This window comes from Mesorhizobium sp. M7A.F.Ca.US.011.01.1.1 (assembly GCF_003998295.1).
In the GTDB taxonomy this organism is placed as follows: domain Bacteria; phylum Pseudomonadota; class Alphaproteobacteria; order Rhizobiales; family Rhizobiaceae; genus Mesorhizobium.
The window spans coordinates 38269-56549 of record NZ_RZRT01000033.1 but is presented as its reverse complement, the minus strand read 5'-3'; the positions used below and the strand labels follow the sequence as shown (position 1 = coordinate 56549).

General features: G+C 64.3%; 22 protein-coding genes and 1 pseudogene. 10 read left to right on the top strand and 13 right to left on the bottom strand.

All coding sequences use genetic code 11. The features are described 5' to 3' along the window. Positions 1-177: 177 nt before the first annotated feature. The 4 genes from EOA13_RS24875 (at position 178) to EOA13_RS24850 (ending at position 5521) form a co-directional block, all read left to right on the top strand. Complete coding sequence (locus tag EOA13_RS24875) at positions 178-1125, top strand: substrate-binding domain-containing protein (protein WP_013530574.1); 948 nt, start codon at positions 178-180, stop codon at positions 1123-1125. A gap of 247 nt (positions 1126-1372) precedes the next feature. Next, entirely contained in the window at positions 1373-2935 is a 1563-nt protein-coding gene (locus tag EOA13_RS24865; protein ID WP_127296294.1) for a sugar ABC transporter ATP-binding protein, read from the top strand. Beyond that, entirely contained in the window at positions 2932-3948 is a 1017-nt protein-coding gene (locus EOA13_RS24860; protein WP_127296293.1) for an ABC transporter permease, read from the top strand. The genes EOA13_RS24865 and EOA13_RS24860 overlap by 4 nt, the downstream gene beginning before the upstream one ends. A 289-nt stretch (positions 3949-4237) precedes the next feature. Further along, positions 4238-5521: a hypothetical protein gene (locus EOA13_RS24850; protein WP_127296292.1), complete on the top strand. Its 1284-nt coding sequence runs from the start codon at positions 4238-4240 to the stop codon at positions 5519-5521. 36 nt (positions 5522-5557) lie between these two features. On the opposite strand, the gene EOA13_RS24845 is transcribed toward EOA13_RS24850, so the two are convergent. The 4 genes from EOA13_RS24845 to EOA13_RS24830 all read right to left on the bottom strand — a co-directional run bounded on the left by EOA13_RS24845 (position 5558) and on the right by EOA13_RS24830 (position 7765). Further along, positions 5558-6127, bottom strand: coding sequence for a hypothetical protein (locus tag EOA13_RS24845; RefSeq protein WP_127296291.1), 570 nt, complete (start codon positions 6125-6127; stop codon positions 5558-5560). Continuing rightward, on the bottom strand, positions 6124-6735 hold the full coding sequence (locus EOA13_RS24840; RefSeq protein WP_127296290.1) for a hypothetical protein: 612 nt from the start codon (positions 6733-6735) through the stop codon (positions 6124-6126). Before EOA13_RS24840 ends, EOA13_RS24845 begins: the two co-directional genes overlap by 4 nt. Further along, positions 6732-7313 (bottom strand): hypothetical protein, encoded by a 582-nt coding sequence (locus EOA13_RS24835; protein WP_127296289.1) that lies wholly within the window; start codon positions 7311-7313, stop codon positions 6732-6734. The genes EOA13_RS24840 and EOA13_RS24835 overlap by 4 nt, the downstream gene beginning before the upstream one ends. A gap of 89 nt (positions 7314-7402) precedes the next feature. Further along, entirely contained in the window at positions 7403-7765 is a 363-nt protein-coding gene (locus EOA13_RS24830) for a hypothetical protein (protein ID WP_127296288.1), read from the bottom strand. 185 nt (positions 7766-7950) lie between these two features. On the opposite strand from EOA13_RS24830, the gene EOA13_RS24825 reads away from it, so the two are divergent. Continuing rightward, on the top strand, positions 7951-8220 hold the full coding sequence (locus EOA13_RS24825) for a hypothetical protein (protein WP_127296287.1): 270 nt from the start codon (positions 7951-7953) through the stop codon (positions 8218-8220). Positions 8221-8289: 69 nt separating this feature from the next. On the opposite strand, the gene EOA13_RS24820 is transcribed toward EOA13_RS24825, so the two are convergent. Both EOA13_RS24820 and EOA13_RS24815 read right to left on the bottom strand, forming a co-directional pair. Then, entirely contained in the window at positions 8290-8478 is a 189-nt protein-coding gene (locus EOA13_RS24820) for a hypothetical protein (protein WP_127296286.1), read from the bottom strand. A gap of 160 nt (positions 8479-8638) precedes the next feature. Then, positions 8639-9343, bottom strand: coding sequence for a helix-turn-helix transcriptional regulator (locus EOA13_RS24815; protein ID WP_127296285.1), 705 nt, complete (start codon positions 9341-9343; stop codon positions 8639-8641). Between the two features lie 212 nt (positions 9344-9555). Between EOA13_RS24815 and EOA13_RS24810 the strand changes: the two genes are divergently transcribed. Continuing rightward, on the top strand, positions 9556-9822 hold the full coding sequence (locus EOA13_RS24810; RefSeq protein ID WP_245490472.1) for a hypothetical protein: 267 nt from the start codon (positions 9556-9558) through the stop codon (positions 9820-9822). A gap of 114 nt (positions 9823-9936) precedes the next feature. After that, a complete protein-coding gene (locus tag EOA13_RS24805) occupies positions 9937-10587 on the top strand; it encodes a GcrA cell cycle regulator (RefSeq protein ID WP_127296284.1) in 651 nt (216 codons plus the stop codon). Between the two features lie 250 nt (positions 10588-10837). Here the strand turns inward: EOA13_RS24805 and EOA13_RS24800 are convergent, their stop codons facing one another. Together EOA13_RS24800 and EOA13_RS24795 are read right to left on the bottom strand one after the other, a co-directional pair. Further along, positions 10838-11200 carry a DUF982 domain-containing protein gene (locus tag EOA13_RS24800; RefSeq protein WP_127296283.1) on the bottom strand — a complete coding sequence of 121 codons (363 nt, stop codon included), beginning with the start codon at positions 11198-11200 and terminating at the stop codon, positions 10838-10840. A 53-nt stretch (positions 11201-11253) separates the two neighbouring features. Further along, a complete protein-coding gene (locus EOA13_RS24795) occupies positions 11254-11535 on the bottom strand; it encodes a DUF982 domain-containing protein (RefSeq protein WP_127296282.1) in 282 nt (93 codons plus the stop codon). Positions 11536-11778: 243 nt separating this feature from the next. Here EOA13_RS24795 and EOA13_RS24790 point away from each other — a divergent pair. Next, positions 11779-12371 (top strand): annotated as a pseudogene (locus tag EOA13_RS24790) (DUF6456 domain-containing protein). Between the two features lie 108 nt (positions 12372-12479). On the opposite strand, the gene EOA13_RS24785 reads toward EOA13_RS24790, so the two are convergent. The 3 genes from EOA13_RS24785 to EOA13_RS24775 all read right to left on the bottom strand — a co-directional run bounded on the left by EOA13_RS24785 (position 12480) and on the right by EOA13_RS24775 (position 15955). Further along, complete coding sequence (locus EOA13_RS24785) at positions 12480-14504, bottom strand: acyltransferase family protein (RefSeq protein ID WP_127296281.1); 2025 nt, start codon at positions 14502-14504, stop codon at positions 12480-12482. A gap of 235 nt (positions 14505-14739) precedes the next feature. After that, positions 14740-15045, bottom strand: coding sequence for a hypothetical protein (locus EOA13_RS24780; RefSeq protein WP_023813297.1), 306 nt, complete (start codon positions 15043-15045; stop codon positions 14740-14742). A gap of 163 nt (positions 15046-15208) precedes the next feature. Beyond that, positions 15209-15955: a helix-turn-helix transcriptional regulator gene (locus EOA13_RS24775; protein ID WP_127296280.1), complete on the bottom strand. Its 747-nt coding sequence runs from the start codon at positions 15953-15955 to the stop codon at positions 15209-15211. Positions 15956-16184: 229 nt separating this feature from the next. Between EOA13_RS24775 and EOA13_RS24770 the strand changes: the two genes are divergently transcribed. Beyond that, complete coding sequence (locus EOA13_RS24770) at positions 16185-16469, top strand: hypothetical protein (protein ID WP_081734951.1); 285 nt, start codon at positions 16185-16187, stop codon at positions 16467-16469. Here EOA13_RS24770 and EOA13_RS24765 read toward each other — a convergent pair whose 3' ends face one another. Beyond that, positions 16470-17195 (bottom strand): Crp/Fnr family transcriptional regulator, encoded by a 726-nt coding sequence (locus EOA13_RS24765; protein ID WP_127296279.1) that lies wholly within the window; start codon positions 17193-17195, stop codon positions 16470-16472. A 667-nt stretch (positions 17196-17862) separates the two neighbouring features. Here EOA13_RS24765 and EOA13_RS24755 point away from each other — a divergent pair. Continuing rightward, a complete protein-coding gene (locus EOA13_RS24755; RefSeq protein WP_023813302.1) occupies positions 17863-18072 on the top strand; it encodes a hypothetical protein in 210 nt (69 codons plus the stop codon). 75 nt (positions 18073-18147) lie between these two features. Here EOA13_RS24755 and EOA13_RS24750 read toward each other — a convergent pair whose 3' ends face one another. Continuing rightward, positions 18148-18264, bottom strand: coding sequence for a hypothetical protein (locus tag EOA13_RS24750; protein ID WP_023813303.1), 117 nt, complete (start codon positions 18262-18264; stop codon positions 18148-18150). Positions 18265-18281 lie beyond the last annotated feature (17 nt).

Genomic DNA, 18281 nt, shown 5'->3' with positions numbered 1-18281 from the left:
CGCTGGGTTAGCATCCCTGCGCAGGCGTCGGTGGGAGGCTCTTTTTACAGCGGCGGCCAGCTGGAGCGGCATGCGTTTTCGGGCGCAGGGAGGATGCTCCACACTTTGAACCGACGCATGATCCTTCCTGAAACCGATCCGGTTTTCGGGTCGTGCGTTCTTGTGGAGGAGGATCCCATGAACAGACGTGAATTCCTGCTGTCGTCCGCGGCTTTCGGCGCCATGATGGTTGCCGCGCCCTCGGTGTTTGCGCAGGACAAGCTCACCATCCTTGGCTCGGTGCCCAGTCTCGGCTTTCCGTTCTTCGTGCACATGCTGAACGAGATCAAGGCGGAAGCCGCCACGCAAGGCGTCAATCTGACCGAAAGCGACGGCCAAAACTCGGCCACCAAGCAGACCGCCGACATCGAGGCCGCCCTGGTGCAGAAGGTCAACGCCATCGTCATCTCGCCGCTCGACGTCAATGCGCTGGCGCCGGCCATCGAGGAAGCGGTCAAGGCCGGCGTTCCCGTAGTGACGATCGACCGCCGCGTCGACGGCGTCGAGGGCATCCTCGCGCATGTCGGCGCCGACAATGTGAAGGGCGGCGAGGCGGAAGCCAACGCCGTGGTGGCGGCGTTCCCGAACGGCGCCAAGCTGTTCCATCTGCAGGGCCAGCCCGGTGCCGGCCCGGCGATCGACCGCAACAAGGGCGTGCACAATGTGCTCGATCCCTTGAAGGACAAGTATCAGATCGTCTTCGAGCAGACCGCCAACTTCGCCCGCGCCGAGGCGCTGTCGGTGACCGAGGCCGGCCTTGCCGCCAATGGCAAGCCCGACGCCATCGTCTGCGCCAATGACGACATGGCGCTCGGCGCCATGGAGGCCTGCGCCGCGCGCAACTTCACCGACGTCAAGATCTACGGCTTCGATGCACTGCCGGAAGCGCTGGTCGCGGTGCGCGACGGCAAGCTTGCGGGCACCGTCGAGCAGTTTCCCGGCGAGCAGTCGCGCACCGCGGTGCGCATCGCGGTGGCCTTTGCCAAGGACAAGACCGAGCCGAAGGAGAAGCTGGTGCTTTTGACGCCGATCGTCATCGGCAAGGACAATCTCGACAAGGCGGAGAGGATTGGCGAGACGAAGTAGGGGTTTGGCGGGGATCGGCCGATTGGCAAAGCCGGTGGGACAGCACCCCCCTCTGTCCTGCCGGACATCTCCCCCGCAAGGGGGGAGATTGGCTGTCCGTCCTGCTTTCGCCAATCTCCACACCGCAGGAAAAGCGCTACCAGCAAAGCTGCCGATCTCCCCCCTTGCGGGGGAGATGGCCGGCAGGCCAGAGGGGGGTGTTCAAGTGCTGAGCGTGCCGGCATGAACTGCATCAGAGGAGCAACCCTTGCCAGCTGAAGCCGCATCGCCCGAGCCCATCCTGCTTGCCGTCGAGGGCATCACCAAGCATTTCGCCGGCGTGACCGCGCTGAGCGATGTCTCGCTCGACATCCGCCCCGGCGAAATCCTCGGCCTGCTGGGCGAAAACGGCGCCGGCAAGTCGACGCTCTTGAAAATCCTCTCGGGCGTCATGCCGCCGTCGGGCGGCCGCATCACTTTCGACGGTGCCGATTATCATCCCTCCAGCCCGCAGGATGCCAAGCGGCTCGGCATCGTCACCATCTACCAGGAACTGAGCCTGATCCCGACGCTGACTGTGGCGGAAAACATCTTTATCGGCCGCGCGCCGATCGGTCCGCTCGGGCTGGTGAGCTGGAGGCGCATGGAGCAAGAGTCGCGCTCGATCATCGCCCGCGTCGGTCTCTCCATAGAGCCGATGACGCCGGTGTCGGCGCTGTCGGTGGCCGAACAGCAGCTGGTCGAGATCGCCCGCGCCCTGTCGCTGAAAAGCCGGCTGATCATCATGGACGAGCCGACCTCGGCGCTGACCGAGACCGAGGTGCAGCGGCTGCTGTCGATCATGGGTCGGCTGCGCAAGGACAAGGTCGCCATCATGTTCGTCACCCACCGGCTGGAGGAGGCCTCCGCCATATGCGATCGCATGACGGTGCTGCGCGACGGGCGGCTGGCCGGGCATCTTAACCGCGAGGGCGGCCCGATTGCGCTGCCCAAAATCATCGAGAAGATGGTCGGCCGCGCGGCCTCCGAGCTCTACGCCCGGCCGGCGCAGCGCGCGGTGGCCGGCGATGTCGTGCTGTCGGTGCGCGGCCTGCGCACCGTGCGCGACCCCGAGGCGCCCCACGCCATCGTGCTCGACGGCGTCGACATCGACCTCAAGGCCGGTGAAATCCTCGGCGTTGCCGGGCTTGTGGGGTCCGGCCGCACGGAACTGGCGCGCGCCATCTTCGGCGCCGACCGCATCGCGGCCGGCACCATCACCCTCGACGGCAACAAAATAGCCCCGGCATCACCCGCCGACGCCATTGCGCTCGGCATCGGCCTGCTACCGGAGGACCGCAAGCACCAGGCGATCTTTGCCGCGCTGGGCATCCTGCCGAATTTCTCCATCGCTTCGCTGGGCAGCTTCAGCAACGGTTTCGGCTTCATGGCCGAGCGGCGCGAGCGCGATGCGCTGTCCGGGTTTCGCAAGATGCTGTCGATCCGCATGGCTTCGGCCGAGCAGGCGATCGAAGGCCTGTCGGGCGGCAACCAGCAGAAGGTGATCCTGGCGCGCTGGCTGGCGCGCGATCCGAAAGTGCTGATCGTCGACGAACCGACGCGCGGCGTCGATGTCGGCGCCAAGACGGAGGTGCACCAGATCCTGGTGCAGCTTGCGGCGCGCGGCATTGCGGTGATGATGATCTCGTCCGAACTGCCCGAGGTGCTGGCGGTGTCGGACCGCATCGTCACCATGCGGCGGGGACGCATCACCGGCCAGATGCCGGGCGTCGAGGCAAACGAGGAAAGACTGATGGAACTGATGGCACTCGACCGCAAGGAGACACTATGAGCGTGGCGGGGGAACAGGACCAGCGCGGCGGCATCGATTTCGCGCGGCTGTTGATGAGCTTCGGACCGCTGCTGTTCCTGGTGGCGCTGATCATCGTCTTCACCGTGCTGAAGCCGAGTTTCATGGACCCGATCAATTTGTTCAACATCACAAGGCAGATCTCGATCACCGGGCTGATCGCGCTAGGCATGACCTTCGTCATCCTCACCGCCGGCATCGACCTGTCGGTCGGCTCGCTGCTCGCCTTCTGCGGCATGGTCGCCGCCGTGGTGGCCAAGGGCGGCACGGCCAACACACTGTCGCTGTCGACGAGCGGCACGCAAGGTTTCGGCTGGTTCGCCGCCCTTTTGGCCGCCGTCGTGGTGGGAGCCGCTGCAGGCGGTGTGCAGGGGCTTGTCATCACCCGGCTGAAAGTGCCGCCCTTCGTCGTCACGCTGGGCGGGCTGACGGTGTTCCGCGGGCTGACGCTGACCATCTCCAATGGCGGCCCGATCTCGGGCTTCGACGCCTCGATGCGCTGGTTCGGCACCGGGCTGATCGGCCCCGTGCCTGTGCCGGCGCTCATCTTCGCTGCGGCCGCCATCCTGTGTCACATCGTGCTGCGCTACACCCGCTATGGCCGCGCCGTCTATGCCGTCGGCGGCAATGCCGAGGCGGCACGGCTGTCGGGGCTGCGCGTCGACCGCATTCTGGTCTCGGTCTATGTCATCGTCGGCTTCTTCGCCGGGCTTGCGGCCTTCGTGCTGTCGGCGCGGCTCAACTCATCGGAAGCGGTGGCCGGCATCGGCTATGAGCTGACTGTCATTTCGGCCGTCGTCATCGGCGGCACCTCGCTGTTCGGCGGCATCGGCTCTGTCGGCGGCACGGTGGTGGGGGCGGCGCTGATCGGCGTGCTGCAGAACGGGCTGCAGTTCAACAACGTGTCGTCCTACACGCAGAGCATCGTCATCGGGCTCATTCTGATCCTGGCGGTGGCGTTCGATCGTTGGCTGAAGTCGAGGGTAAGACGGTGAGCGGCGGGACGCAGGTTTGCGTTCCTTCGCGCCCCCCTCTGTCCTGCCGGACATCTCCCCCACGAGGGGAGGGGGGAGATTGGCAGCTTCGTCCTCGTCGCTTCCTCTTCAACGTTGAAAATTGGCGAAGCAGTCATGACATCCAATCTCCCCCCGTGTGGGAGAGATGTCCGGCAGGACAGAGGGGGGCGCCTAGCCCTGCCCCTGGCAGGAGACCCTGCCCCATTCCTTGCAAAACAATCATGCTTTGCTAGAAAGGTTTTGGCGGGTGGCATCGTGAGAGAACCTCATGTTTGCCGATATCGTCAGACCGATCACCTTGAGTTTTTCGCTGCTGCGGCGGTTCTGGCCGCAGCTTGTCGCCCTGGTGCTGGCCGGCGTGCTGATCGGCGACCTCCTCATGCAGCTGGCGGCGAAGGTGGCGCTTGCCAATCACTTCGCCGGGCTGGCGATGCTGACCTTGGTGGCGCTGGCGCAGCTGGTGGTGACGGTGGCGATGTTCCATGTGCTGCGCCCCGGCCTGCCGCATGTGCTGGCCGCGCAGCGCGCCGCCGACAAGGGCGCAACCGCTGAGGCGCAAACGGAGCCGGGTGCCGAGGCGGACCGGCGCGGCTCGCGGCTGGTGCGGATGATCACCATCGCGCTGCTGCCCTTCTTCGCCTATTACGCTGCCTGGGGCTTTCTGGGCGACATCGTGCGGCAATATTCGCGCGCCACGCTCGACCAGGCCGATTTCGGCCAGAGCGCCAATGTGCTCGACGTGCTCGATTCGCGCTGGCTGCTGGTCTCGGTGGCGGTGTCCTGGCTGATCCGCCGGCTGGCCAAATTCATGCAGACGAAAACGAAGACCGCCTCGCTCTGGCAGATCGTCGTGGTGATCTGCGAAACCAACTGGATCTTCGTCGGTCTCTACGTCATCAGCCGCTGGAAGGACACGGCGCTGCAATGGCTGATGAGCCGCAATTTCTGGTCGGCCCTGCAAGCGTCAGTCGACGGGCTGGCGAGCCCGGTGCGGATGGCCTCGGCCGCACCCATGGTGCCGGTCGAATCGATCGCGCCGTCGACGGCTGCCGTCAACCTGTTCTTCTTCATGCTGCTGCCGCTGATCTGGCTGGTGATGGCGGCGCTGATCTATGGCTATGACGTGCGCGACGATGCCGCCCTGCTGCGCGTGCACGGCCGGCTGGAGCGCGCTGGCCAGCGCTATGCCGGCCTGCCGAAATTCCTGCGCGATTTCGTCGAGCATTTCATCGCCGGCTATCGCTCGCGCTATCTGCCGATCGCCAACGGCGTGCGGCTGACGGTCAGCTCCAGCCTCGTGCTGTTGTGCACGCTGGTCGTCGGCTACCGGCTGCTCGACTGGGGCGCTGCGTGGCTGTGGCTCGGCGCGACGCGGCTGATCGGCCCGCACGAACTCGATATCTGGCAGATTTTCTCGCATGGCGTGACGCTGCTGTTCGGCAGCCCGTTCCAGGATTCCTCCACTGGCATCCTGATCGAACCGCTGCGCATATGCTTTCTTGCCGCCGTGCTGGAGACGGCGTTTTCGACGGCGAAGGGGGCGGGGAGGTGAGCTCTCTTCTCCCCGTTAACGGCGAGAAGGACGTTGTCATTTCGGCGGCCTCTGAAAGCGCAGATACCACGGCCGCTCGCTGCCCAGGCCAATGGCTGGGCGGATGGTCTTGACGGCGTCTTCGGGCACGATGAAGGTTTCACCGACGGTGATGACGTCGCCTTTCCTGGCGCCAGAGAAGATCGCCGAGGTGCAGTTCATCACGCCGTCCGGCAGGCTGACGCCGCTGATGAAGTCCGGGAGCCAGCGGCGGCCGGCGGCATCGGTCAGCATCACCTTGCAGCCCAGCCATTGCTTTTGCAGATCGGGGTTGCCGACCGTCACGGAGAAGGTGGCGATGATGGCGAAGGCATGCTCGGGCAAGCGGCCGGCCTTGCCGCCGCGCAAATCGGCCAGCCGCCAGTCGCTGCCGCCGAAAGGCACGGACTGGCCAAACTCGACATCCCTGGCAATCAGGTCCTCGCCATGCAGCCATTCGCGCGCGCTGTCATAGCTGGTTTCGGCGAGCGTCAGCGGTAGCAAAATGGCGAGTGCGATAAGACCGCGCCGGCGCCATTTTTTCTCGCCACCGCCGGCTGGGTCGATGTCGGTTGAAACCGCGCTCATGTCTTGCTCTGCGTCTGGCCCTGCGGTGGTGCCGGGGCGTCGAGATCGTATAGCGGCAAGACATCCGCCGGCTGGCCGTCGGCGCCGGTCGGAACGGCGTCGAGGCTGATGCGGGCCTGGGCGTCGAGCGGGGCGAACTGGCGCGCGGCGACCAGCAGGCTGGCGCCGCGGATCTGGTCCGGCGGCACCTCGAACACGAACAGGCCGCTTCTGTCCAAGCCCGGATCGACGGCATGGGGTGGCATGTCCTGGCGATAGCTGAGCCGCTCCGTCTGGTGGTAGCGCAGGCCGGTCGGGCCTTGCCAGGTGCCGTCGGCGACCGTGGTGGAGGTGCTGGTGGCGGTGAGACTGGTCGTCACCACCGCCCACAGGCCGCTTGTGGTCAAAAGTCTGGTCTGGCCGAACTGGTCGGTCTTCAGCGTGCGGGCGAAGACCACTCTGTCGAGGCGGACATCGAAGCTGCGTGCCCGCACCATGCCGTGCATGGCGCCGTCGATTGGGATCGGCGCGGTGAGCTCGGCATAATGCGGCTTGGACACCTGCATGCCGTAGCTGAGCGCCACAGTCGCGCAAAGGATCAGGAGATTGCCGATGGCCCGGATATTCATGAGCCGCTCTCGGGCAGGTCGGCGACCGGCATGGTGACGGTGCCGAGCCGGGTGGGATTGAACCAGCCGGGCGTGCCGTAGAGGTTGTCGCGCGGCTTGAAGATCTCGGTGGTGATGCCGAAGCTGAGATTTGCCGGCACGATGGCGTCGCCGGCAAGCGGCCAGACATAGGCCATGCGCTCGGTCATGCCGGGATGCAGTTCCGGCGTCAGCGTCTGATCGCGGGTCAGCGCGATCATCGGCAGGCCGTCAGGCAGAGCGAGGCCGTCCGGGGTGAAGACATTGAAATAGGCCTTGTCGGATTGCGCCGTGCGGTTGGTCATGTCGGCCTCCAGCACCAACGCCTTCTGGCCTGGTTTCAGCGGCACGCCATGGATCTTGGCACGGCTGACATAGGCGCGCACCGGCTGGACACGCCAGCGCCCGGCGTCGATGGCGGCATCGGACGGCAATTGCGGCGGGGCGTGGGCGGGCAGGGCGCCGAACGCGCCCATCAGGCCGGCGACGAGCAGGGCGGCGATGGTTCCCGCGCCGGCCGTTATCCAGGTCTGAAATCTTGAACGGGCAGTCTTGAACATTCCAAACTATGCACGTCGACGATCAGCCACCCCTGCGCAGTCTAGAAAGAAAAAATTGCTGATGGAACCCGCAAATGGCTGGTCCAGCCTCACGCTGCTTCGCGCGCCCATAGAAGATGGCCATGGCGACGAAAATACCGTGCCACCAGCCGTTGTTGCTTGGCCCTGATCAGGTCGGGCAAGCGCCGCTCCTGGCGCCAGCGCGGTATGTTGCGCCAGCAGGCTATGAAGCGGACGGCGTCCTCGATGGCCTCCTCCGCTGAGAGCGCCGGGCCAATCGCGGCCAGGAACAGCGCCTCCGACGGTTTCAACGCGTCGATAACAGCCTTGCGCCTGATGTGATCCAGGCGGGCGTGGGCGATGCCGTTGCGGCGGATGGCTTGGAAGGCTTCGAGGAGAGCAGGGCTGTCGCCGGTGTAACCGCAGGCGCGGGCGAAATCGGCGGCGTCCATCGTCACTCCTGGGCTTGATGCGGCGGTGGCTTACGCCCCGACTCACATTTACGAGTTGATATAAGCATAACTCAAACATATGCAGAAGAAAAACTTTAGGAAATGTTTGAAAAGCGCGACTCGACTCCCGTCGCAAAACGCAGGAATATACGAACAAATCAGGAACAAAAGGCGAGGGAGGGGCGATGGCATTGCCAGGCAAGGAAGCGGTGATCGCGCATGTGGTCTCGATATCGGTCGAGTGCGGCGATTGCGGCCGCAACAGGTGGTGGCGACCTGATCAGCTGAAGAGGTTCGGGGTGACCGGGAATACGCCGCTGGCAGCGCTTTCGGAGCGCATGCGCTGTGTGATCTGTCGCGCCGACGGGTTGCCGGGCGCCAACGTGTCGATCCAGGCGGCGTTCGTCGACGAGCGCCAGCGCGAGGTGTTGATGCGCAGTTCGAGACGGGCCTGACAGGAGGGATCCACGCTTCTGCTTGGAGCCATCATGACGCTCGTGCCCGAGATCGCCAGGGCTGGCGCGTCAAGGTTTGGGTGCCGTCACCTTGAACGTTCCATTTCGATCCCGGACGGTTTTTATCGGATGATCGGGAATCGCGGGAGGTGGCGCGATGTTGGCTGCCATTCCGTCCTCCAGCCGATCGGCTCTCAGCAGCTCCTCTGCTTTTGCTGTCTTGAGGCGCTCCAACTGGTCGATAAGAAATCCGGACATCGAATTCTCCAAGGCAAGCGGCGGAAATTCCTGGCAATATCCATGTATGTAGTTGTTTGCCACTGGGCAATCAGTCGGGGTTTTGAGGCTGCGACCGTGGCAATTGATGCCAGGGAGGCGCGCCACCGTCTCTCCCTGCGGAGTTAGCGCCGCCCGCCCTTCAATACCCCAGCAATTCCTTCAGCGGAATCACCCGCAAGACCTGTTTGATGGCGTAGCGGTTGAAGGTCAGCGTCTTGGGTGGATTGTACTGCTCGACCACCAACTCGGCGGCGGTGCGCTTGACCAGCTTCTTGATGAAGGCCTTGCCGATGTGCCCGTTTTCTTCCGGAAACATCTCGATCACCACATGGTCGCCGGGTACGGCATCGCGGCCGCCGCAATAGATCATGTCGCCCGGTTCGTAGCGCGGCACCATGGAATCGGAAAGCACGTGCAGCGCGAACACCTTGGGGAGGTTGCGGATGCCCGGCGGGCGCTGGACGTAGCCGGCGGGTTCGCCGTTCAAGGTGAAGTCACCGTCATCGCCACCGACGGCGGCGCCCAGCACCTGGATATCCATCGGCCCGGCGGGCAGGGGGGTGGCATCGGTGACGATCTCGGCATCGGCCACCGGGCCGGAATCGTCGAGGAAGACGACCTCGCCCTTGCCGAGCGCCACAGGGTCGACGCGCAGGAAGGCGGCGGTCTTCAAAAGGTTCTCGGTCTTGGGCAGGTTGCGGCCGGTTTCCCAGTTGCCGACGGCGGCGACATCGGTGTCGTTGTGCTCGGCAATGTGGCGCATGACCAGGCCGCGCTGCTTGCGCGCCTTGCGGATTGCCGCCCCAACCTTGATCGACAGTTCCGTTTTTGCCATGGCACCCATGTGAGCGATGAAAGCGGCTCTCGTCTATGAAAGAATGGCTTGCATATATTTTTAAGTTATGCTTATATCTGGTCATGCAAAACCTGTCCAGCTTTGATGGCGCCGAGTCGCCGGCCTCACGCGAGGCCCATCCGGCGGTCACAACCGCCGCCCATTCCCTTCCGCCCCGGCCGTCCTCCTCCCCGGCCGGGATGAAGCCCGAGGCTCAGTGCTTGACTGCACCAGCCTCGGGTCCGGTCCGCCTGTCTCCGGCGACCGGAACGGCCGGAGCCGCCGCTCCCAGCGGCTCCGGTCCCCAATTCGGCCGGCATGGCGCCGGCGCTGTTTTTTCGGCTGGCCGATCCTGCATCCGCACCGAGGACGGCACCGTCATCCTGTTCGACAGGCTAACGGGCAGGGCGGTTTCCGCCCTGGACAGAAACACGGCCGAGGCGCGGCTTTTGCACCTTGCCGGCGGGAAATCGGCCCAATCCGGCTGAGGCTGGCCGGCTGACGGCCGGCTCTTGAAAAACAACCTGACTGCGGCCCGGCCAACCGGGTGGAACCTTGACGCTGCCCGACGGCGCGCGGCCGACCTTTGGATGGAACTGGATATGGCAAGCTATAGCGACGCGGAATTGCACGAGATCGGCCGCTGGCTGAAGGACGGGCTTTCAGCCTCCAGGATCGCAGTCGCGTTCAGCGCGCTGCGTGGCAGTCCGGTGTCGCGCGACGCCATCATCGGCATCGTGCATCGTAACGCCATGCTGGGCGCGATCGGCTTTGCCAATGGCAAGGGGCCGCCGCCGCGAGCCAGACAGGCCGGGGGCAAGCGCGCTGGAAGCAAGCGGGCCGATGGCATGTCGGCGAATGCGACGCCTGCCGTCGGCAAGATGCATGGCGTGCTTGCCGCCAAGGACATCCATGCGCGTGAAGTGGCCCGGCCCAGGCGCTCCCATTCGTTCGTGCGCGAGGCGGGCGTGCTGATCGCCGACGGCGTAGCCTATCGTCTGGAGGTGCCGGCGCCGCCGCGCGCGGCCATCGGCCGGCAGCCGCATGGCGTGGCGATGCGCTTCATCGATTGCCTGTTTTCACGCTGCCGCGCGCCGCTGAATCTGACGGTGGAGGAGGATTCTGAAAACGATGCGCCAGGCAGCCGGCCGGGCGCCGACATGCTGTGCTGCGGCATGCGCACCACGGCGCTGAAAAGCTATTGCACCTACCATCAGGCGCGCTTCCAGCGCCGCGTATTTGTGGCGGGATGAGCACGCTCTCCCATTGCTGCGCCAGCCTCTCATCCGGCCCTTCGGCCACCTTCTCCCCGCTGGGGAGAAGAGGAGGGCACCCGACGGTGCAAGTCTCCTCTCCCCTCGGGGGTCCGAAGGACGGACGAGACACGTGGCTCGCCCCGGAATGGTCAGGCGAGCGAAGCGGAGGCTGGGTGAGGGGGCTGCCTCGCCGCACAAAGGTGGAGGATCTGAGATGAATCAAGCCCGGAGCAAAATCGCCAGAACCTTACTTCGGCATTTGCCGGCCTTGCTTGGGGGTGCGGCTCTGCATGCTCCTTGCGTCCATCGCCATGGCCGGGTTGCCCTCGTCGACCAATATGCCGGTCACCCGGGCAAAGCCGGTAAACACCTTCATGGCGTCGGGTTCGGAAATCTGCGCGGCGATCGCCGCGCTGCAGGCGTTCAGCGCACTGCGGTAGACATGGCCGCGTCGCTCAAGCGGCCAGCGCTGCAGAAAATCCGCGGCTTCGCTGACGCTGTCAATCTCTTCGATCTCATCCTCCACCCGCACTTTGAGCGGCACTCCGGTTTTCATCGTACCCACGGCGTTCACCTTCGCTTTGCGCGCGGCTCTGTCTACCGCATCCATAAACGCACCCCGCTGGCGGCCGGTTGCATCAATTTTCGGCCGGCGTGCGATCCTCACGGGCTGGCCACCGCATCCAGCCAGTCATGGGCGCGGCTTTTGGGCCTGGCCACCAGTATGTTCTGTTGCTTGGCCGCCCTGGTGAAGGCGTCGAACGCGATGCGCTGGCAGCAGATGCCGTCGACGGCGAGCGCAACCAGCCGCGAAGCCTCGACAAAGCCCGGTGCTGTCTTGTCGGGCCATTGGTGACGCAGTGCCTCGGCGGCCCCGGCCACCGAACTGACCAGCATGGTTTTGTTATCGCAAAAGCGCACGGTAACCGGCATGAAGGCTGTCATCGGCGAACCTCCCCTTGGCATGGACGCGACATAACGTCGAAAAGCTCGCGCCGGTTCCATCGGCCTGGATGCCGGTCGGCAAGGATGCTGGCGCAGCGGCGATGAGGTGAGACCTTCGGTTCAACGAAGGCCAACCGAACGGCGGCCCTCTCCGCCCTGCCGACCATGTGGGGAGATGCCCAACAGCGCGAAGGATCGCCGCTTTGCCGTCCTCCATCATCCCAAGCCAACCAGGAGCCTTCCATGAGCAAAAAGACCATACCCGCAAAACCGCAGGCGCCGAAATTGCCGAAGGGCGAGGCCGAGCAGGTGCGCATACGCCGCGAGATCGGCCATGATTTCGCGCTCAGGGATGACGCCTTCGGCCGCAAGCGGCTGGCGGCGGGCACGCTGGAGGCTGCCCGTGTCTACGAAGTGTCGAATGACGGCCACGCCGCCACCGGCGGCATCGTGCGGGTGCGCGCCATCGATGCGCTTATCGGCATCACCTCGCTGTCGCGCCAGCAGCGCGAGGCAGGCCTGCGCTACCGCGAGGATTTCCGCTGCAGCCAGCAGGCTGATGTCAAGCCGATGCGCTGGAGCGAGCGCGTCGACGGCGGCCGCGAGGGCGGCGGCATCGCCGACAGCGTTCTCGACGCCGGCCGCGCACATGCCGCCGCCACAAGAGCGCTAGGCCATTGGGAGGTGGCCGCCGTGGTGCGACAAGTCTGCTGCGCGGACGGTTCCCTCAAGCGCCTGGCCGAGGAGACCGGCGAGGGCCGGAACGTGGTGACGAAGCTGCTGAAGGTGGGCTGGATTTGTTGGCAGTGCATTATGGGATGATGATGAGGCGGTGAGGGTGAATGGATCCGGCCGGCGATGCCGGCTGGATCCGTGATCAAGCCCGTTCCACAGATTCGCAAGATGTGATGAACAATGCGGACCGGGCGCAGATACCCAGGCGCCTAAAACAAGGCCCTCTCCAATGGCCCCGCCAGTGTCTCGGCAAAGCCCGTCGCCAGGTGGTGCCTGTCACGAAACGCCAGCTTGCCTGATATGACGACGTGGCAGGTGGTCGGGCCGCAGAATTGGTCGGTGAGGTCGATGTAGCGGGTGTCGGGCACGCTGGTCACCACGGCGCGCTCGGCGGCGGCGGTGCTGTCGTTGCCGGCGTTCGCCCTTGGCGTATCGCAGTGCGGCGAGGGGGCTTCGCGCCACCACAGGGTGCGCGCCACGCAGGAGCCGGCGAAGCTGGCGTTAATCGGCGTGTCGCGGATAACAGCCGTCTCGACACCGGCCCGGCTGAAGGCCTGCAAGGTCGAGCGCAGGCCGGCCTGCCAGCGCGCTACTTCGGCCGTGCGTTCGGCGGCGGGCAGGTCGCGGGTCAGATTGCCGATGGAAAATTCGGAGATCACCACCAGGCGCGGCTTGCGGCGGATGATCTCTGATATGGCCTGCTCGCGCCAGGCGTCGCATTCGGTGTAGTCGCGCTTCAGCACGGTGTTGAAGGTGGAGAGCCGCGAGGCGCGGCACGATGATTTGAGGTAGGTGACCACCTTTGTGTCGTTGCGCTTGGCCGCCTCGATCAGCGGCGTCGACCACTGGTCGGCGTGCGAATCGCCGAACAGCACGATGGTGCGGGTGGCATCGGCCGGGCCGAACATGCAGGGTTTCGGCGTCACCGTTTGGAAGTCGGCCAGGCAGTTCTTGTCGACGGCCCGCGCCATGGAAGGTCTTTCGACCGCCTGCTCGATGCCGCGCTGCTCGGGGCCGATGTTGTGCTGAGCCAAATGCGCGTTGGCATAGGCGACCGCCACGCCGGTGCCGGTCAGCATCAGCGCGGGAACCAGCACAAGGCCGGGAAAAGCGCGAAGCGGTTTTGCGTCTGGAATGACCCTGGGAAAGGCGCGGGCGCCCACCGCCATCCAGGCGCCGCGCCGCGCCGGGTCTTCGATCAAATGATAGGTGAGCACCGACAGCGCGAGCGCCAGCACGCCACAGCCAAGGCGCTGCGGCACGGAAAGGTCCGGCGCCAGCATCCCGGCATAGACGATGACCGGCCAATGCCAGAGATAAAGCGAATAGGAGAGCGTGCCGATCCATTGCAAGGGCGGCAGGGACAAAGCGGTAGCCGGGCCAAGGGCTTGCCAGCCGGTCCGTCTATTGGTCTGCGACCCGCCGACGCCGCTCAGCAGCACCAGCACGGTGCCCGCTACCGGCAGCAACGCGTACCAGCCGGGGAAGGGCAGGTCCTCGCTCAACAGGAGATAGGCCGTCGCGATCAGCGCCAGGCCGAGCCAGCCAAGTGCGGCCCGCAGCCAGATGCGGTGCTGCAGCAAAGCCATGGGGACCAGCGTCGCCAGGCCGCCGGCAGCGAACTCCCAGGCGCGCAGCGGCGAGAAATAGAAGGCCCAGGCCGGCGCCGCGCTGGTCAGCCACTGGCAGGCGGCGAAGGAGGCAAGGCCGGCAACGCCTATCACGGCTGCGGCCGTTCGCCGGCCCGGCCGCAGCCAGGCGGCCAGCAGAAGCAGCGCCGGCCAGGCCAGATAGAACTGCTCCTCCACCGACAACGACCAGAAGTGGATGAAGGGATTGCTGGTGGCGTCGGCGGCGAAATAGTCGAACGACCAGCGCAGCAGCCACAGATTGATGGCATAGGCGGAGGCGAACATGGCGCCGCGCGAATAGAGCGCCTGCTCCTGCGGCGCCAGGATGAAGTAGCCGGCAGCCAGCGTAACCAGGATGACGAACAAAGCTGCCGGCAGAAGCCGCCGCGCGCGCCTGGCATAGAAGCGCCAAAGGTCGAGCCGGCCGGTCTCGCCGATCTCCTGCATGAGGTGGGTTGTTATCAGCCAGCCCGAGATGACGAAGAAGATGTCGACGCCGGCAAAGCCGCCGGGGAGCGCGGTGAGGCCGAAATGGTAGGCGACGACACCGCCGACAGCGAGCGCGCGCAATCCTTGTATGTCCGACCGGAACGATGCTGCCACGACGGCTCCTTCGTGCAAGGCCCAGCCCCTGCGCAACGTCGGCCGGGCAGGCCGATATCGCAATGCAACAAATTTATCGCAGTGCAACATAAAACAATTTTGTCGCAGTGCAACATAGCAGGAATGGAAATGGGCCGGCGCGCCGGCCGGGCTTGCGTGGCGGGCTTGGCCGCGCCCTGCGGCAGACGCAAAACAGCCCCGCGAAGGGGCTGTTTCTAATCGGTTCGCTGGATTGCTACTTGCTGCCGCCGTTCGCTTTCACGCTGCTGCAGAATTCCGGATGGCTGTTGGCCGCAGTGGCGTCCTTCGCCTCGTCCTCGCAGGCCTTCATCATCGCGGTCTGGTCGTCCGGCGTAAGGGCCTTCCAGGCTTTCACGAAGTCGTCGTTGCTGACCATCGTCTTCATGCCGCTATCGGTGTAGAAGGGCTGCATCTTGGCCGGATCGTCGAGAGCCGACGTGCCGGTGTCGCCTGCCGCAAGCGCGGAGCCGGCAACCATCGAGAGCGTCATCGCGCCGAAACAGATCATCTTGATGTTCATGGTGTACTCCTCCTGTTGCTTGGGATCGTCGAAGCAACGATCAGTTGGAAAACGACAGGTTTGGGTGAAAGTTCCGGCATTTTTTGCGCAAAAATCCCGAAACGAAGAAAAATATAGTCGAAAAACTTGAAACTTTCCCCGGTTTTTCCCGTAGAAAGCGAGTTTAGTGGGTCTCTCGTGCAAGACTGACCACCAGCCGATCGACGCTGGGGTCGTCGAGACTGACGATATGGGCCATCAGCATCGCTCGCCTCATGCTGATCCTGGTGACGTCCTGCCGCATGATGACCGACACAAAGGCCGGCCCCGATCCGGTGAGGACGATCGCCCTGCCGACCAGAACTGGTTCGGAGATGGGAGCCCACTGTACGGTCATGATCGAGGGCTCGCTTGTCTGGCGGCGGTTGATGCCTGTGAAATAGATCCAGTTCAGGCGCGAGATCGCCACGCCGTAATGGTTGCCGGGCATTCTCGAACCACCCTGGCCATCGCCCGGAGCCCAGCGCGTTACCCGCCTGAAGGTGACGAGATCGGCCTCGCGCCGCACGAAGGTGACCGAGCGCATCAAAAAATCGGGTCGGCCGGGGATCGAAAAATAGGTGAAATAGGTGCCTCCGGCGATGGCAGGCGACGGCGGCCGCACCATGTTCTCGTACAGTGCCTCGCGCAGCGTTGCATTGCTGTCGCCCTTGGCTGCCGCGGCGGCCGGCTCACGATACAGCTCATCCTCGTCGATCTTGAAATAGTCGCAGATCAGCCTTGCGGTGGCTTTGTTGGGAACCGCCTTGCCTTGCAGATAGCGCTCGAACTGGGTGCGGTTGATGCCAAGCTCACGGCACACCGCGCTGACGGAAGCGTGGCGTTGGACCAGCCGCCTGAGATTGGCGGCGAGATTCTCGCGGATTGGCACGACATCTCCCCGACAGACGTACGGACCAGTATTCAAGCGATGGCTTATATACACTTGCATGACGTAGCGAGGGTGCGAAGATGGACCTTTGGCCAATAGGGCGAGGATCCCGTGGCGCGTAGACTGTACGATTTTGACAGTCCAGCTATGCAAGCCCCGCAAATGGGCGTATTTCGGTGGCAAGAGCGACCTCAGATCGGCCTCTCGACATCCTGCAATGGAGGGCGGTTTGGATCATACCGGCCTGGTCGAGCTTCTGGACTACACACAAGCGCAATTGACGAAGATCCGCCAGGCGGTCGCGGCCAGCGAGCACGCCGGTGCCATGTTCACCATCGACTGCCTTGTCGGAGCGGCGGCCGAGCAGACGAAGTGCAAGCTTGCAAGTCTGGAGCATGCCGGCTTGCCGGTCGGCAGGGATGGGCCGATTGGCCGAGGCGCATTTGAAGGCGGTGCGGCGCCGCCCGGCAAAGCGACATCGGGCAAGCCGGATGCCGGCGGCGACCGCTCCTGATCAGGGCGCGCCGATCTCGCCGATCAGCCTTGCATATTCGGCCTCGGCTTCGCCGTAACTGCCATTGGCGAGTTCCAGCAGCCCGGCGCGGTCACGAATGACGATCTCGCCCCGACGTGAGCGGATCAACGCGCGGCCTTCGAGCAACTGGAGAGCGACGGTGACGCCTGGCCGCCTGACACCAAGCATGATGGCCAGGAATTCGTGCGTGATGGCGAGATGTTCGCCCGGCACGCGGTCGTCGCACATGAGCAGCCATCGCGCCAGCCGCTCCTCGAGCTTCAGCCGCGCGTTGACGAGCGCGGTGCAGCCGGCCTGGGTTTGTAGAGCGTTGACGAAGCGCAGCAGGAACATGCGCAAGGTCGCACTTGCCGCCAATGCTGCCTTGAAAGCGCCGGCTTCGATGCGGATCGCCTCGCCTTCGAGTTGGACATAACAGGCATGCGGCGCACGGTCGTCGCCCATCACCAGGGAGTATCCCGTCATGCCTTCGAAGCCGATGAAGCCCACTTCGGCCTCTTGGCCGCTCGCCGTGCTGGCGACCACCGAACCGATGCCCTGTTCGATGAAGTAGACGGCCTCGATCGGGATCTGTGGCGTCACCAGCATCATGCGCAACGGCAAGTCGCAGCGCTGCATGTGCGGCTCGAGCAACGCCAGATCATCCGCAGGCATGCGTCGCAGCAGTTGGTTTCGGTATTGATGGTTTTTGGTGAGATCAGACATGGCGTGGCCCAATACAGGGCAAGAGCCATCCAATCTCCCAGCCGTCCGTGCCCGTAAAAACGTGCGGACGATGGCCTGTGTATAGGGGCTCTGAACGAAGAAAGATATCAATGCGATATGAAATTCGAAGCACGGCGCCCCCCAACGCCCGTTCGCATATGAAAAGATCGGCCTGAATGTTAGTGTCGGAAACGTACCAAGCGCCACTTGGTACAAAACCGACATATTTCTTGAGAGCGCCGGATCATGGTGAGGGCCGATAAAATCCGCCGGCTAATGACAAAGCGCCATGTCGCGCTGGGCCTGAGAACCGTTCGAAAAAAGAGGGGCAGACCGGCGGGAGAATTGTACGATACTTACTGTGATGAGGCCGATGTTGACTCTTGCTCGGTCCGATTTCATTTTTTGATCCACAGCGTCAAAGGAAGTGGTCGCTGCTCCGAAAGGGGCTTCTTATGTCGAGCCTTCATAAGCGCAATCCCGGTTTCCATCCTTCCGATCTGCAGCTGTGCCAGCGCGTCTTCGATCGGGTCTGCCTGGAGCGCAAACTTGACCGCATGTCAAGGGAGTCGGACGTACAGCGGCTGGCAGCCACGGTGTTTTCGCTGTTTCAGAATGGCTGCCGCAATGAAGGCGAGTTGCTCGAAAGTTTCAGGCGGACCCGCCAATGACCAAGGCCAGGATCACGTCCGCGACACCGGCAGCCAAAAACGAACCTTACGACGCTGCGATCTTCGCCCGGAAATACGGCATGTCGCGGAAGGCCGCGGAGGTCGTGCTGTCCGCGAACGGACCGTCCAGAACGGCTTGTGACGCTGCCGCACGCTCTTTTATGGAAGCGGTTGCCCGCAGAGCGAAGAGCAGCCATGAACACTGAAGTTGCGAGCGACTGCCGTTTCGCCGCCGACCCGCAGGCGCGTCCAATGCTGCCTTTATTGGACGCCGCGAGGCGTCAGCCTGTCGGCCCTGTCGGACCTGTCACTCCTGAAGCGGCTTGCTGCGCCGTCACGGCAGAGAGTTTCTGCCGTTTGAGCAGCATCGGTTTTTCATAGATCTTCTTCATGTTCATGGCTTCCCTCCGCAAAA